12 protein-coding genes are annotated in these 15,645 nt (G+C 67.0%); 7 read left to right on the top strand and 5 right to left on the bottom strand.

Translation table 11 applies throughout. The features are described from left to right. Positions 1–8: 8 nt before the first annotated feature. The 4 genes from kdpB to ACO05N_RS06905 all read left to right on the top strand — a co-directional run bounded on the left by kdpB (position 9) and on the right by ACO05N_RS06905 (position 4,391). Positions 9–2,036, top strand: a complete 2,028-nt coding sequence (gene kdpB, locus ACO05N_RS06890) for a potassium-transporting ATPase subunit KdpB (RefSeq protein ID WP_422056420.1) — start codon at positions 9–11, stop codon at positions 2,034–2,036. Positions 2,037–2,150: 114 nt separating this feature from the next. Beyond that, complete coding sequence (gene kdpC, locus ACO05N_RS06895; protein ID WP_422056421.1) at positions 2,151–2,735, top strand: potassium-transporting ATPase subunit KdpC; 585 nt, start codon at positions 2,151–2,153, stop codon at positions 2,733–2,735. An 8-nt stretch (positions 2,736–2,743) separates the two neighbouring features. Further along, positions 2,744–3,463 carry a response regulator gene (locus ACO05N_RS06900; protein WP_422056422.1) on the top strand — a complete coding sequence of 240 codons (720 nt, stop codon included), beginning with the start codon at positions 2,744–2,746 and terminating at the stop codon, positions 3,461–3,463. Positions 3,464–3,629: 166 nt separating this feature from the next. After that, entirely contained in the window at positions 3,630–4,391 is a 762-nt protein-coding gene (locus tag ACO05N_RS06905) for a FadR/GntR family transcriptional regulator (protein WP_422056423.1), read from the top strand. A 65-nt stretch (positions 4,392–4,456) separates the two neighbouring features. On the opposite strand, the gene manD is transcribed toward ACO05N_RS06905, so the two are convergent. After that, positions 4,457–5,665, bottom strand: a complete 1,209-nt coding sequence (gene manD / locus ACO05N_RS06910) for a D-mannonate dehydratase ManD (protein WP_422056424.1) — start codon at positions 5,663–5,665, stop codon at positions 4,457–4,459. A 103-nt stretch (positions 5,666–5,768) separates the two neighbouring features. On the opposite strand from manD, the gene uxaC reads away from it, so the two are divergent. Then, positions 5,769–7,178, top strand: coding sequence for a glucuronate isomerase (gene uxaC, locus ACO05N_RS06915; protein WP_422056425.1), 1,410 nt, complete (start codon positions 5,769–5,771; stop codon positions 7,176–7,178). A gap of 37 nt (positions 7,179–7,215) precedes the next feature. Here the strand turns inward: uxaC and ACO05N_RS06920 are convergent, their stop codons facing one another. Together ACO05N_RS06920 and ACO05N_RS06925 are read right to left on the bottom strand one after the other, a co-directional pair. Then, positions 7,216–8,466, bottom strand: a complete 1,251-nt coding sequence (locus ACO05N_RS06920) for a dipeptidase (RefSeq protein WP_422056426.1) — start codon at positions 8,464–8,466, stop codon at positions 7,216–7,218. A 40-nt stretch (positions 8,467–8,506) separates the two neighbouring features. Continuing rightward, the gene (locus tag ACO05N_RS06925) at positions 8,507–9,871 is read right to left on the bottom strand and encodes an alkaline phosphatase PhoX (RefSeq protein ID WP_422056427.1); all 1,365 of its coding nucleotides are present in this window, start codon (positions 9,869–9,871) and stop codon (positions 8,507–8,509) included. Positions 9,872–10,061: 190 nt separating this feature from the next. Here ACO05N_RS06925 and ACO05N_RS06930 point away from each other — a divergent pair, with 190 nt between their 5' ends. Both ACO05N_RS06930 and ACO05N_RS06935 read left to right on the top strand, forming a co-directional pair. Continuing rightward, the gene (locus ACO05N_RS06930) at positions 10,062–12,290 is read left to right on the top strand and encodes a sensor histidine kinase (protein ID WP_422056428.1); all 2,229 of its coding nucleotides are present in this window, start codon (positions 10,062–10,064) and stop codon (positions 12,288–12,290) included. Then, on the top strand, positions 12,287–12,937 hold the full coding sequence (locus tag ACO05N_RS06935) for a response regulator transcription factor (RefSeq protein ID WP_422056429.1): 651 nt from the start codon (positions 12,287–12,289) through the stop codon (positions 12,935–12,937). Before ACO05N_RS06930 ends, ACO05N_RS06935 begins: the two co-directional genes overlap by 4 nt. A 58-nt stretch (positions 12,938–12,995) precedes the next feature. Here the strand turns inward: ACO05N_RS06935 and ACO05N_RS06940 are convergent, their stop codons facing one another. Together ACO05N_RS06940 and ACO05N_RS06945 are read right to left on the bottom strand one after the other, a co-directional pair. Beyond that, the gene (locus tag ACO05N_RS06940) at positions 12,996–14,588 is read right to left on the bottom strand and encodes a family 43 glycosylhydrolase (protein WP_422056430.1); all 1,593 of its coding nucleotides are present in this window, start codon (positions 14,586–14,588) and stop codon (positions 12,996–12,998) included. Positions 14,589–14,605: 17 nt separating this feature from the next. Continuing rightward, the gene (locus tag ACO05N_RS06945) at positions 14,606–15,631 is read right to left on the bottom strand and encodes an alpha/beta hydrolase (protein ID WP_422056431.1); all 1,026 of its coding nucleotides are present in this window, start codon (positions 15,629–15,631) and stop codon (positions 14,606–14,608) included. Between the last annotated feature and the right edge of the window lie 14 nt (positions 15,632–15,645).

Below are 15,645 nucleotides of genomic sequence, written 5' to 3' on the forward strand. Positions count from 1 at the left end.
GCCGAACGATGACCACCAAATCCATGTTCACCGCTGACCTGATCCTCCCGGCGATCGGCGACGCGTTCAAGAAACTCGATCCGCGCCAGCTGATCCGCAACCCGGTGATGTTCGTGACCGCGTCGGTGGCGCTGCTGCTGACATTGCTGCTCGGTATCGGGGGCGAGAGCCTCGCCATCCCGTTCCAGATCCAGCTGATCGTGTGGCTGTGGCTGACCGTGCTGTTCGGCACCTTTGCCGAGGCGCTGGCCGAGGGGCGGGGGCGGGCGCAGGCTGCGTCGCTGCGCGCGACCAAGGCCGAGCTTCAGGCCAAGCGCCTGATCGGTGTCGGTGACGCCTGGGGCCTGGTCGGCGCATCGTTGCTCCAGCGCGGCGACATGGTGCTGGTCGAGACCGGCGACCTGATCCCCGCCGATGGCGAGGTGGTCGAGGGTGTCGCATCGGTCAACGAAAGCGCGATCACCGGCGAAAGCGCGCCGGTGATCCGTGAGGCGGGCGGCGACCGTTCGGCCGTCACCGCGGGTACTCGCGTCATCTCCGACCGGATCAAGGTGCGCGTGACGCAGGAGCCGGGTCAGGGTTTCCTCGACCGCATGATCGCGCTGGTCGAAGGTGCCGAGCGGCAGAAGACGCCGAACGAGATCGCGCTGACGATCCTGCTGGTCGGCCTGACCATCATCTTCCTGATCGCGGTCGCGACGATCCCGGGATTTGCCAGCTATGCCGGTGGAAGCATCCCGGTCGCGATCCTCGCCGCGCTGCTGATCACGCTGATCCCGACGACCATCGCGGCATTGTTGTCGGCGATCGGGATTGCCGGAATGGACCGGCTGGTGCGGTTCAACGTGCTGGCCAAATCGGGCCGCGCGGTCGAGGCGGCGGGCGACATCGACGTGCTGCTGCTCGATAAGACCGGCACGATCACCATCGGGGATCGTCAGGCCAGCGAGTTTCGCGCACTGAGCGGCGTCGCGGTCGAGGATCTCGCCCGCGCCGCCCTGCTCGCCAGCCTGGCCGACGAGACGCCCGAAGGCCGCTCGGTCGTGGTCCTGGCGCGCGAGAAGTTCGGCATATCGGTGCCCAGCCTGCCCGCCGAGGCCGAGGTGATCCCTTTCACCGCGCAGACCCGCATTTCGGGCGTCAAGATCGCCGAGGGGCTGATCCAGAAGGGCGCGGTGGATTCGGTGCTGCGCGCCAATCCGGGCCTGGGCGACACGCCAGCCGCCGCCGAGCTGCGCCGCGCGACCGACGAGATCGCCCGCGCCGGCATGACCCCGCTCGCAGTTGCGAAGGACGGTCGCCTGCTCGGCGCGGTCGCGCTCAAGGACGTGATCAAGGCCGGGGTGCGCGAACGCTTCGCCGAGCTGCGCCGCATGGGCATCCGCACGGTGATGATCACCGGCGACAACCCGCTCACCGCCGCCGCGATCGCCGCCGAAGCCGGGGTCGACGATTTCCTGGCCGAGGCAACGCCCGAGGACAAGCTGGCACTGATCCGCAAGGAACAGGCGGGCGGCAAGCTGGTCGCAATGTGCGGTGACGGCACCAACGACGCGCCCGCGCTCGCGCAGAGCGATGTCGGCGTGGCGATGAACACGGGCACGCAGGCAGCGCGCGAGGCGGGCAACATGGTCGATCTCGACAGCGATCCGACCAAGCTGATCGAGATCGTCGGCCTCGGCAAGCAGCTGCTGATGACGCGCGGTGCGCTGACCACCTTCTCGGTCGCCAACGATGTCGCCAAATATTTCGCGATCATCCCGGCGATGTTCGTTGCGCTCTATCCGGGGCTTGGCGTGCTCAACGTGATGGGGCTGGGGTCGCCCGAAAGCGCGATCCTGTCGGCGATCATCTTCAACGCGCTGATCATCCCGTGCCTCGTCCCGCTGGCGCTGAAGGGCGTCGCATACAAGCCGATGGCGGCGGGTCCGCTGCTCGCCCGCAACCTCGCCGTCTATGGCCTGGGCGGCCTCGTCGCGCCGTTCATCGGCATCAAGCTCATCGATCTGGCCGTGACCGGCCTCAACCTCGCCTAGTCCCCCTCCCGTTTGCGGGAGGGGTTAGGGGAGGGCCTGTCACTACGGATCGCGCCCTCCTTACAGGCCCTCCCCCGACCCCTCCCGCAAGCGGGAGGGGAGAAAGAGAAGAAGATGCTCACCGACCTTAAGACCGCATTGCGCCCCGCACTCGTGCTGACCACCGTGTTCGCGCTGCTGCTTGGCCTGGCCTATCCCGCGCTGATCACCGGCGTCGCGCAACTGGCCTTCCCGCATCAGGCCAATGGCAGCCTGATCCGCGACGGCGACCGGGTGATCGGTTCCGAGCTCCTCGGCCAGAAGTTCAGCGGCGACCGCTATTTCCACGGTCGCCCCTCGGCCGCCGGGGCCGACGGCTATGACGCCGCGGCTTCGGCCGGCTCGAACCTCGGCCCGACGTCCCGGGCACTGGTCGACCGGGTCAAGGCCGACGCCGACGCCAACCGCACTTCACCAGCACAATCGGTCCCCGCCGATCTGGTGACGACCTCCGCTTCGGGGCTCGACCCCCATATCAGCCCCGAAGCGGCCTTGTCGCAGGTCAATCGTGTGGCGGCTGCACGCGATCTGCCGCGCGCAACGGTCACCGCGCTGGTCCGCCGTCACACGGAAACCCCGTTGGTCGGCGTGCTGGGTCAGGATCGGGTGAATGTCCTCGCGCTCAATCGCGCCCTCGACCGGACGGCGGCGCAGCCCTAAACGAGGCCATGGCCTTGCCGACCAAGCTGCTGATCATCGAGGACGACGTCCACATCCGCCGCCTGCTCCGCGCCGCCATCCAGCGCGCGGGGCATGTGGCCGTGGAGGCCGCCACGGCGCGCGAGGGGCTGTCGCTGCTCGACATCGAAAAGCCCGATGTGGTCCTGCTCGACCTTGGCCTGCCCGACCGCGACGGGATCGAGCTGATCCAGCCAATCAAGGCACGCTCGACCGCCACGCTGCTGGTCGTGTCGGCGCGCGAAGATGTGGCCGAGAAGGTCGCGGCGCTAGACCTGGGCGCCGACGATTATCTGACCAAGCCCTTCGATACCGAAGAATTGCTCGCCCGCATCCGTACTGCGTTGCGCCACCGCCTTGTGGGCAGCGCCGAGCAGGAGCTGGTTCGCGTTGGAGAGGTCGAGATCGACCTGGCCCACCGCCGCGTCCGCCGCGCGGGAGAGGAGGTCCATCTGTCGCCCAAGGAGTATGAGACGCTTGCCGAACTCGCGCGGCGTCCGGATCGGGTGATCAGCCATGCGCAGCTCCTGCGCACCGTCTGGGGTCCGGCCCACGCGCTGCGGGTCGATTATCTGCGGATCATCGTCCGAAATCTCCGGCAGAAGCTGGAGGCCGATCCGGCGCGGCCCAACCTGATCCAGAATGAGCCGGGCGTCGGATACAGGCTCCGGGCGGCGGCGGGCGAGCGACCGAACCTGCCCTTGCAGTAAGCCCGCCCGCGCGGTGGCTGCCGTCGCACGCGGCACGTATTGGTGACCGGCGGTGAACCCTATGGACATTCGCCCCGGATGGCGCTCCGACCACGATGGTCTGGCCAATTTGGTCAGATCAGGTTAGCATCGCGCGACCGCCGCGGGGCAGGATGAAGCGAAAGCGATGAAGATGGATGACGGTGAGGGCGGCAGGGATCGGCTCTATCGGACGATCGCGCGCAGGTTGCTCGCCTCATTCTCTGGCGGACAGTATCAGCCGGGCGATCGTCTGCCGACCGAGCGCGAATTGGCCATCACGTACAACGTCAGTCGACCGACGATCCGGGAAGCCATTATCGCGCTCGAAGTACAGGGGATCGTGGACGTGCGCGTGGGGTCCGGTGCCTATCTGCGCGGCCTGCCCGATGCGACGGATGAAGCACAGTTTAACGTCACCGCATTCGAGCTGACCGAAGCGCGATTGCTGGTCGAGGGCGAGGCGACTGCGCTTGCCGCATCGCAGATTACCGACGCCGAGCTCGAAACGCTCGCGCGACTGATCGAGGAAATCGCGAAGGAGAATGAGCGGAATGCGGGCACCGAGGATGCCGACCGAGAGTTTCATCTGACCATTGCCCGCGCCACGCGCAATTCGGCGCTGGTGAGCATCATCGACACGCTGTGGTCGCTGCGGGCCAAGTCTCCCGAAAGCGCGCTGCTTTATGCCAAGGCGCGTTCGGCGAACGTCAAACCGGTGGTCGACGAGCATCAGGCGATCCTCGACGCGCTGCTCACGCGCGATCCTGCAATCGCCCGGGCGGCGATGCGCGCGCATCTGTCGGCGGTGCTCGACAGCCTGTTGTTCGCCACCGAAGAGCGCGCGATCGAAGCGGCCCGCATCGCGTCGGCGTCGAAACGGGCCCGCTATGCCAAGGCGCTCGGCTGACCGGTTTCGCCGGCCCGCGTCAGCTCAGCCCATCCCGGGCGGCGCGCCGACCGCCTTGCGCCGCGTCACCAGTTCCACATGCTGCCATCCTCAAGCCGCGCGACCGGGAGATAAGCGGGCTTGTAGGGATATCTGGCCGCCAGCGTTTCGTCGATATCGACCCCGTGACCCGGGGTTTCGCCGCAGAACAGGAAGCCGTCCTCGAACCGGTAGTCGTGCGGGAACACCGCATCGGTCTCTTCGGTGTGGCGCATATATTCCTGGATGCCGAAATTCGGGACCCAGGTGTCGAAGTGCAGCGCGGTGCCCATCGTTACCGGCGACAGGTCGGTCGCGCCGTGGCAGCCGGTCCGCACCTGATAGAGCGATGCGAGGTCGGCGATGCGCCGCAGATGCGTGACGCCGCCGGCCCCGACGATGGTAGTGCGGATATAGTCGATCAGCTGGTTCTGGATCAGGTCCTTGGCGTCCCAGATGGTGTTGAAGATCTCACCGACCGCAAGCGGGGTTACGGTATGCTGGCGGATCAGCTTGAACGCTTCCTGATTCTCCGCCGGGGTCACGTCCTCCAGCCAGAACAGCTGATAGGGTTCGAGCATCTTGCCGAGATTGGCGGCTTCCTGCGGGGTGTAGCGGTGATGCCCGTCGTGCAGCAGATGATGGTCGAAGCCATAGGTCGCGCGCACCTTGTCGAACATCCTGGGGATGTAGTTCAGCGCCTTGCGCGTATCCCAGCCGGTGACCGAGGGGAGCGCGGCATCGGCCGGCTCGTAATAGAGCGTCCCGCGGCCGACCCCATAGGCGTCCTTGATGCCCGGCACGCCGGTCTGCGCGCGGATCGCCTTGTAGCCCATGTCGACATACCGGCCGACCGCATCGACGGTTTCGTCGATGTCGGATCCGTTGGCATGGCCATAGACCATGACGCCGTCGCGCGAGCGCCCGCCGAGCAGCTGGTAGAGCGGCATCCCGGCCATCTTTGCCTTGATGTCCCACAGCGCGACATCGACCGCGGCGATCGCGCGCATCGTCACCGGCCCGCGCCGCCAATAGGCGCCGCGATACAGATACTGCCAGATATCCTCGATCCGGCGCGGGTCCATGCCGATTAGGCACGGTGCGACGTGATCCTGAAGATACGAGACGACCGACAGCTCCCGCCCGTTCAGCGTGGCATCGCCGATGCCGTAGACGCCCTGATCGGTCTCGATCTTCAGCGTCACGAAATTGCGTCCGGGGCAGGTCACGATGACCCGTGCGGCGGTGATCTTCATTTCGCTGTAACTCCCCTCCGCCCCTCGGGCATCGTCTTACAACCAAACTAGATTGGTCAGACATTATATGGCAAGGGGCGATCCAGTGAAGATGGAGAGGCGCATGAGCCCGTTGAAACTGCATTCCGACCGCCTGTTTCCGGCGGATGCGACCACACGGGACATCGCCCGCAGCCTGTATGCGCAGGTCGCCGATCTCCCCATCATCAGCCCGCACGGCCATACCGACCCGCAGTGGTTCGCGGATGACCAGCCCTTCACCAACGCCGCCGAGCTGCTGCTGACCCCCGACCATTATGTGCTGCGCATGCTCTACAGCCAGGGCATTGCGATGGAGCAGCTGGGCGTCGTGCCACGCGGCGAACAACCGCAGGTGACCCCGCGCGAAGCGTGGCGCACCTTTGCCGCGCATTATCACCTGTTCCGGGGTACGCCGTCGCGCATGTGGCTCGACTGGGTGTTCGCCGACGTGTTCGGGATGGAGCAGCGGTTCGATTCCGCCAGCGCCGACGCCTATTTCGACGCGATCGGCGAGCAGCTGGCGCGCGACGACTTCCGCCCCCGCGCGCTGTTCGACCGGTTCGGGATCGAGGTGATCGCGACCACCGAATCGCCGCTCGACCCGCTCGACCATCATCGCAAAATCGCTGCGAGCGGTTGGTCGGGCCGGGTCATCACCGCCTATCGCCCCGACCCGGTGATCGATCCGGAGTTCGAGGGGTTTCGCGACAATCTGCGGCGTCTGTCCGACCTGACGGGCGAGGATTGCTTCAGCTATGACGGCTATCTTGCCGCGCATCGCAATCGCCGCGCCTATTTCGCGGCGATGGGGGCTACCTCGACCGACCACGGCCACCCGACCGCAGCCACCGCAGACCTGAGCGATGCCGAGGCGCGCGCGCTGTTCGACCGTGTGACCGGCGATTTGGTCAGCGCGGCCGACGCCGAACTCTTCCGTGCGCATATGCTGACGGTGATGGCGGGGATGAGCATCGACGACGGACTGGTCATGCAGATCCATCCGGGGTCGTTCCGCAACCATAATCCGGCGCTGTTCGCGCGCTTCGGGCGCGACAAGGGCGCGGACATTCCCGCGCAGACCGAATATGTCCGCGCGCTGCGTCCGCTACTGTCGAAATATGGCAATGATCCGCGTCTGTCGGTGATCGTCTTCACGCTCGACGAAACCAGCTATGCCCGCGAACTCGCGCCGCTCGCCGGCCATTATCCGGCGCTCAAGCTCGGCCCGGCCTGGTGGTTCCATGACAGCCCGGAAGGGATGCGCCGCTTCCGCGAGCAGGTGACGGAGACCGCCGGCTTCTACAACACCGTCGGGTTCAACGACGACACCCGCGCCTTTCTGTCGATTCCCGCGCGGCACGATGTCGCGCGGCGGGTCGATTGCGCCTTCCTCGCGCGGCTGGTCGCCGAACATCGCATGGAGGATTGGGAGGCCGCCGAGCTGGCGCAGGACCTAGCCTACAATCTGGCTAAGGCGGCATACAAGCTCTGAGGCTGTCCGGGGCGACGCTCCCCTACCCGGGCGCGCGTCAGCCCGGATCGTTCGCGTTCGCGGGTGGGGTTGCGGCCCTGGCGCGCGCGGTGGCTTCGACCGCTTCCATCACGCGCAGCACATTGCCCTGTGACAGCTTCGCAAGGTCCGCGTCGCTCCAGCCGCGCCGCGCAAGTTCGGCGAACAGCAGCGGGTAGCTGTCGACGCCCTTCATGCCGACCGGGCCAGTGCCGCTGATCCCGTCATAATCCGCGCCGATCCCGACATGGTCGTGCCCCGCAACCTTGGCGACATGGTCGACATGGTCGGCGACGGTGCCGACATCGACGCGCGGCTCGGGGTTGGCACGCTCCCACGCGACCAGGGCGGGGACGTCGCGCCATGCGACGGGATCGGTGGTCAAGCCGTTCAGCTTGGCAAAGGCGATCCGCTTATTGTCCCAGTCGTTCCATACGGTCGACAGGAAGGCAGGGTAGAAATTGACCATCACCACGCCGCCATTCTCCGCGATGCGGCGCAGGAGCGGATCGGGGATGTTGCGCGGGCGATCGGCGATGGCGCGCGCGGAGGAGTGCGACGCGATCACCGGCGCCTTGCTCACGTTGAGCACCGCGTCCAGCGTTGCGTCCGACACATGGCTGACATCGACGATCATGCCGATGCGGTTCATCTCCTCGATCACCTGACGGCCAAAGGGGGTGAGGCCACCGGCGCGTGCGGCATCGGTCGAGGAATCGGCCCAGGTGAGGCTCTTGCCGTGGGTCAGCGTCATGTAGAGCACGCCGAGCTCGCGGAACTGGCGCAGCACCGACAGGCGGCCGCCGAACTGGTGCCCGCCCTCGATCCCCATCAGCGACGCGATCTTGCCCTGCGCCCGCGCCGTGCGGACATCGGCGGCGGTCTGGGCGAGCATGAACACGTCCGGATGCTTGCGCACCATGCGCTGGACGATGTCGATCTGGTCGAGCGTGGTCTGCACCGCCTGCGCGCCGGTCTGGCTGGCGGGGATGTAGAGCGACCAGAATTGCCCGCCGACCTTGCCCTTTCGCAGGCGCGGGATGTCGGTCTGCAGCGGCTTGGCGAGCTTGCTGGTGTCGCGCGTCAGATCGACCGCCTCGACCGCGCTGTCATAGGAGGTGCGCAATTCCCAGGCGAGGTCGTTATGCCCGTCGATCACCGGTGCCTGGGTGAGGACCCGCTCGACGCGCGCGCGGGTAGCGGCGTCGGGCTCGGGGGCCGCTGTCTGAGTGGTGGCGAGTAGGAGCGGGGCGAGGGCGAGTGCGATCATCCGCCCAGCCTACCGCCTTCAAGCCAAGCGGCAAGAGCGCTTACGCGACTGCGCTACGCCACGGTCCGGTGATCGCCAGCGTCTTGGCCGGGCTGTAGAGGTTGACGAACAGCGTCGATCCGTCCGGCGAGAAGCACGCACCCGCGAGTTCGGTCTGCACGCGGCAACGTGCGACCGGGTAGAGCGCGCCGTCCGGGGTTATGCCGCGCAGATAATTGTCGGTGACGTCGGTATATTGATCTTCGCACACGATCAGATGGCCGTTGGGGCCGACCGTAAGATTGTCGCCATAGTTGAACATCTGCGGATCGGTGGATTCGACGAACAGCTGGACCATGCCCGGCGCATCCGCCTCGCCCGGCTGGCCTTCGCGCGGCGAGGGGCGATAACGCATGACCTGCCCCAGTGCCTTGGCCCCGCCCGAGGTGCAGGTGAAATAGGCCTCGCCATCGCCCCAATGGATGCCCTCGCCGCGGGCAAAGCGCGCCGCGCCCGCCTTGTGCCCGCGCAGGCGCAGATCGTCGTCGGGCGCGTCGGTGCCCGTAAGGTCGATCCAGCGTGCCGCCTTCCACGCGCCGACGCTGATGTCGCGGCGGCCCTTGTTCGATGTGTCGCCGCCCTCGGGCCTGTCGCGCAGGCCCAGTGCCTGCAACCGCCCGCCGCGCGCGAGTTGGCCGGGACGGTCGGGGAGGAAGCGGTAGAACAGCCCGTCCTCGCGGTCTTCGGTCAGATAGACGATGCCGGTGCGCGGATCGACGGCAGCCGCCTCATGGTTGAAGCGGCCCATCGCGGTGAGCGGGACGGGATCGACCAGTCCGCGCGCCCGCGCCGGGACTTCGAAGATCCAGCCATGATCCTTGCCGACGTTTTTGCCGGCGCGGGTCATGTCCTCCTCGCACGTCAGCCAGCTGCCCCAGGGCGTGGTGCCGCCCGCGCAGTTGCGGATCGTGCCGGCGAGGCTGAGATGCTGGCGCTCGACCCGGCCGGTGGCGAGGTTGTAGATCAGCGTGCTGGTGCCGCCGGGAAGCGGGCGGCCATCGCCGTCGCGGTCATAGGCAGGAATGCGGGTCGCATCGCCGCGGACGAACGGGCCGGTCTTCTGGTGCTTGACCTGCAGTTCATGGTTGCGGACCAGCGCGACGCGGCGCCGGTCGATCGCGAAACAGCCCATGCCGTCGGCACGGTCGCCGACCACGAAGCCGTCGTCCATCGCGTCGCCCAGCTGCGAGATCACGCGGTAGCTGAACCCTTGCGGCAGATCGAGCAACCCGGCCGGATCGTCGCGCAGCGGGCCATAGCCGGGTGCGGCCGGGGCCGAGGCGATGGCGGGCACGCGTGCCAGCCCCGCAAACGCGCTCGCCGCAAGGCCGGCGGCGAACGTGCGGCGGCTGATTTCGAAGGTCATCTGTGGCTCCTGTCGGGTGCTTATTGCATCGGACGGGCGCGTCCGCGCAATTTCAATCTGCCGTATTCTTACGGGAATCGCGTGTAGGGTGTTTAGCGATAGATTAGCGGTGTTGCGCTAGGGGAAAGGCAATGGCGACCGCGTTGATCATCGATGGCATCGGCGCGCGGGCCGTCGCGCGGGACGCGCGATGATCGCGCTGCCGCGATCCGTGGCGACCATCCCGGCCCTAAGGGTCGCGGCAGCCGCGCTGTGGCTGGTCGCGCTGGCCGGCGCGGTGTGGCTGTCGAGCAGCCGGTTCGTCGTCGCGCCGGGATTCGAATTCTATCTCGGCCCGCTCTTCTATCTCGTCGCCTATCGCTGGTTCGGGTTGCGCTGGGGCCTGGTCACCGCCGTGCTGACGATGGCGCCGTCGGTCCTGTGGTGGGGCCATGGCTATTCGGTGATGCTGGCGATCGGCCATGTGCTGGCCGTCGCCTGGTCGCGGCGGCGACAGATGAGTTTTTCGACCGTCACTCTGTTCTATCAGCTGACCGTCGGCACCGTCATTGCGATCGTGCTGTTCCGGTTCACACTGAACAGTCCGGTGGAGGTGATTGCAGTCGTACACCTCCGCAAAATCCTGTGCGAGGTGACCCTGGCCGGAATCGCGGATATCGTCACGCTGCTGATTGTCCGCCAGGTGTCTGGACTGGGGCTGGAGCGGGCGCGGATGCTGTCGCTGCGGATGTCGCTGACCGCCATCGTCTCGCTTGCCGTGTCCGGTGCCGCCACGCTGTTCCTAATCGGCAATCTGACCAATGTTCGCGACAGGCTGACCATCGTCGAGGATCAGATCCACACGGTGGTCACCGACGCGCGGGCAGCCTCCCCCGTCACACCGTTGCCGCCGTACATCCGGGTCGCGGGGTCGGCGGTCGAACTGCCGCTCATCGTGGTGCCGACCCGCGAGCTGGCCGCTGGCGCAAAGCGGCTTGGGTGCACGCGCACCGACCGCGGGGATCAGGGCGGCCCCGACGACCGCAACACCTTTACCTATTGGCTGCGGGTCTGTGTCGTCGCCGGGCGCTATGGCGATATGAGCGTGCTGGTCTCGCCCCGCCCGCTGGTGCTGGAAAGCTTCGGCAATGTCTTCACCGGCCTGTTGCCGTTGATGGCCTATCTGGTTCTTGCCGAGCTGGTCCTGTTCGGATTCCGCAGCACCCTGGCGCGGTCGATGCACCTGTGGGACGCCGCGGTGCAGAGCTTTGCCGCACGCCAGCGCTTTCCGCGCGACGAGGCGCCATTCATCGAATCGAACGCGGTGCTCAACATGCTGCGCCAGGCAACCGATGATTATCTCGACGCGGACGAAGAGCGCGAGCGGCTGGCGCGGACGGTGGACGAACTGCGCAACGCGATCGACCTGCGGCTGATGAGCGGCCTGCGGATCGAGGACGATTCGCTTCGCTATCTCGAGCTGACGCCCGGGGCTGGCGCCTGCCAGCGGGTGGTGCCGTTCAATCCGGCGGACCGCAATGCGCTGATCTCGCTGCGCGGGACCAACGACATCATGGCCGAACTGCGCTTTGCCGGATCGGACAGTCAGCACTGGTTCCTGTTGCTCGCGCATGATTATGACGCGGACACGGGCGAGTGGCGCTACGGTTGCCTGGTGCGGTTGCGCGCGGCGCAGGCGATGCAGACCAAGATGCTGCATAATGCCCGGCTGATCGAACTGGGCGGCATGGCATCGGCGCTCAGCCACGAATTGCGACAACCCCTGTTCACCATCTCGCTCGCAGCCGAGACGGGCGCGACGATGCTGCGGCGCGACCCGCCCGCCAATGACCGTGCGCGCGAGAAGTTTACGCGCATCCTGGAACAGGTGGCGCGCGCCTCGGCGATCATCGAGCGAACATCGGCCTATGCCCGCGAAGAGCGCGGCGACCGCGAACCGACCGATCTGGTCCAGGCGATCCACGATGCAGCACGGTTCATGCGGCCGGTGCTGCAACATCGCGGGATCGAGCTGACGGTCGGGTCGGGTCAGAAGATCGAGGCGATGATGCTGCCGCGCATCGGCATCGAACAGATCATCGTCAATGCACTGCAAAATGCCGCCGATGCGATCGAACAGGCACGCGCCGAGCAGCTCTCCGCCGGCGCGATTCGCATCGACATTTCGCGGACCGCGCATCATGTCGCGGTCGCAATCCGCGACGATGGCACCGGGCTGGTCGATAATCTCGCGGATTCGCCGTTCGACGCGTTCAGTACGTCGAAACCGGCGGGCAAGGGCACGGGCCTTGGCCTGTTCATCTGTCGACAGATCGTTGACGAAATTGGCGGCACCATCAACCTTGCCAATAATCAGGACGGGGTGGGGGCGACGCTGACCCTGACCTTTCCGCTGTCGCATCCGTGGAGGCTCACATGACCGACCCCGCCGCCATCTCCGCCGACCCCGTCTATCTGGTCGATGACGATACCGACCTGCGCCATGAGCTGGCCGATGCGTTGGAGGAAGCGGGCTATGCAGTGCAGGGGTTCGACAGCGGCGAATCCTTCCTGGAGGTCGAAGGCGACCTGGCTCCGGGTTGCGTCGTGCTCGACCTGACCATGCCGGGGATGAACGGGATGCAGGTGCATACCGCGCTGGTCGATCGCAACAGCCGCCATGTCGTGGTCATGCTGACCGGCACGGGCAGCATCGCGACCGCAGTCGCCGCACTGCGCACGGGCGTGGTCGATTTCGTCGAAAAACCGGTCCAGCTTGACACGCTGAAGGAATGTATCGAGGTCGCGCAGGTGCGTCGCATGACGGTCGCGGCGACCCGAGAAAAGCTGGAGGCGGCGCGCGCCCGGTTCGCCCCGCTGACGCCGCGCGAGCTGGAGGTCGTCTACGGTATGATGTTGGGCCAGTCCGCCAAGATGACCGCGCGGCGGCTCGACCTGTCCTTCCGCACGGTCGAAAGCTATCGCGCGAACCTGATGGTCAAGCTGGGCGTGCGCACCCTGGCGGACGTGGTGCGGATGGCGATCGAGGCGAAGATCACCCCCACCGGCCCGATCGTCGACGAATAGCGGCGCTTTCCGCTGTGCGGCACCGGCCCGGTGCGGAACCAGCAAAGCCGCAAACGGCTCAGCCCAGCGCCTCGAACCGGAAATTGGCGAATTTCGCGGTCCCGGCGCCGGCCGAATAGAGACCGGGGCGCAGCATCAGGAAGCCGCCGCGGACATTGTGGTGGTATCCCGACACCTCCATGCCACGGTCGAAGCGGTGCCAGGTCTTTCCGCCATCGGCGCTGGTGTCATAGGTGACGATGTGGCGGTCGTTGGTCACGCGCATCCGCAGCTTCCGCCCGTACGGATTGGCGGGGCGACCGCGTTCGATGCCGTACTGGTGCGTGACGAAGCGCTTTTCATCGAAACCGAGGCCGCAATAGAGCTTGTCGTCGTAGAACAGGATAAGGCCCGCAGTTCCGCCCGGCGCGATCTCGATATCGCATTCGAAACGATAGGCGGGGTCGCCCGCGATCAGCAGCAGCGGCGATGAGCTGGACGGCGCGGTACCGCGGGCATCGAGGTGCAGGACATTGTCCGCGACCCGCGCACGCGACCGCTCATCGGGGGCGGGGCGGAAGAAATTCCATTTGGTGCCGATGGCGAGGGTCGCGAAATCGTCCGACAGGGCCATGCCGTGCGGGCCGGTCTGTTCGCCGCCCTTGGGCTTGGGAAGCGGCTGCGACAGGTCGCCGCCCTTCATGCGGAACCAGCCGTCATCGGTCCATTCGACCGGATCGAGCAGCGCCTGCCGCCCCAGCGTCCAATAGCCATTTTCATAGCCGTGATAGACGCTCCACCAGTCGCCCGCCGGCCCCTCGACCAGCGTCGCATGGCCGCGTGACCACCATTTTTCCTGCAGCGACGTCGTGCGGACCAGCGGGTTGTGCGGGCAATTCTCCCACGGGCCGTGGATCGAACGCGAGCGCGCGGCGATGACCATATGCCCGGTCGGTGGTCCCGCGGTCCCGCCGACGGCGGTGATCATGTAGAACCAGCCATTGTGCCGCGTGATCTTCGGCCCCTCCGGCGCGAACCCCTCGACGATCCAGTCCTTGGGATAGCGCCACGGGTCATAGACATGCTCAGGCTCGCCGATGCGGCTGAGGCCGTCGTCGGACAGGCGCACGCGGTCTCCACCCGACAGGAACAGCCAGCGCGATCCATCCTCACCCACCGCATGGCCGGGATCGATATGGCTGGGCAGCTTGAGGTCGATCGGATCGCTCCACGGCCCTTCGATCCAGTCGGCCCAGATCACCCAGCTGGTATTCGGCCCCTTGGTCGGGATGTAGAGGAAATAGCGGCCATTGTGCTTGCACAGCTCCGGCGCCCAAACCGATCCGATATTCCTCGTCAGCGCCGCGCCGACCGGCTGCCAGTTGATCAGGTCGCGCGAGTGCCAGATGACCAGCCCGGGGTAGGAGTCGAAGGTCGAGAAGGTCATGTAATAGTCCTTCCCGTCCTTGAGGATCGTCGGATCGGGATGGTCGCCCGCCATCAGCGGGTTGAGGAAGCGGCCGTCGCCAAGGTCGGGAATCCGCTGATTGTCGAAGCCGCGCTTCCAGTCGGGGGCGGGCGGCTGAGCCTTGCCCTGCGCGAGGGCAGGGGTTGCTGCGGCAGCGCCGCCGAGCGTGGCGGCACCGATCAGGTCGCGGCGGTTGATACGCATGGACACTTCCCCTGTGATCAGACGAGCAGGCCGGTCGTCCAGGCGAGGAACAGCTCAGGCCAGATGGAGACGGGTTTGCCCATGGTCCTGCGCAGGCCAAAGCCATGGCCGCCATGGGCGAAGAGATGGGTTTCGACGGGAACGCCCTTCGCCCGCAGCGCCGCACGGAGCAGCAGGGCGTTTTCCACCGGCACGACATTGTCGTCCTCGGCATGCAGCAGAAACACCGGCGGGGCGTTGGCGGGGACGTTGCGATCGGGCGAATGCGCGGCCTCCCGCGCGGCATCGGCCCCGGGCCCGATCAATAGCGTGCGCGAACCGGCATGGGCGTGCGGCGCGGTCATGGTGATGACGGGATAGATCGGGGCTGCGGCATCGGGCCGGGCGCTGTGGCGGTCGGCGGCGTCGACGGGGTTATAGACGCGCGCATCGAAGCGGGTGAGCAGGTCGGCGCAGAGATGCCCACCGGCGGAGAAGCCCATTGCGGCGACACGCTGCGGGTCGATGCCATAGTCGCGCGCGCGGTGGCGGATCAGGCGCATCGCGCGCTGCGCATCGGCGAGCGCGACGTTCGGCCCGGCGGCCCAGCCTTCGCCGGGCAGGCGGTAGAAGAGGACGAAGACGGTAAAGCCGCGCGCCGACAGCCAGCGGCCGAGCTCATAGCCCTCCTTGTCGATCACGATGTGGCGATAGCCGCCGCCAGGCGTGATCATCACCGCCGCGCCATTGGGGCGGTGCGGGCGGAACACGACCATGCGCGGTCGGGTGATGCCGAGCACCGCGCGGTCGGACAGGTCGCGGTCGGTGCTGCGTTCGGTGACGGTTTCGACCGGGGGCGTAGCGGGCAGGCCGGGCGCGCCCTTTGGCCACAGGTCGATCGTCTCGGTCGGATCGGGAAGCCCCGCCGGCCCCGGCGTTCCGGTGGCCGGCGGTGCGGTCTGGCCATGAGCGGCGGCGGACGCCATCAGCGCCGCCCCCGCCCCGGCGGTCGCGAGAAATGCACGGCGGTCGGGCCGAAGCAGAGCCCCGTTCCGATCCGCCATGCCCCCTCTCTCGG

This window comes from Sphingomonas sp. (genome assembly GCF_965227385.1).
GTDB lineage: Bacteria > Pseudomonadota > Alphaproteobacteria > Sphingomonadales > Sphingomonadaceae > Sphingomonas.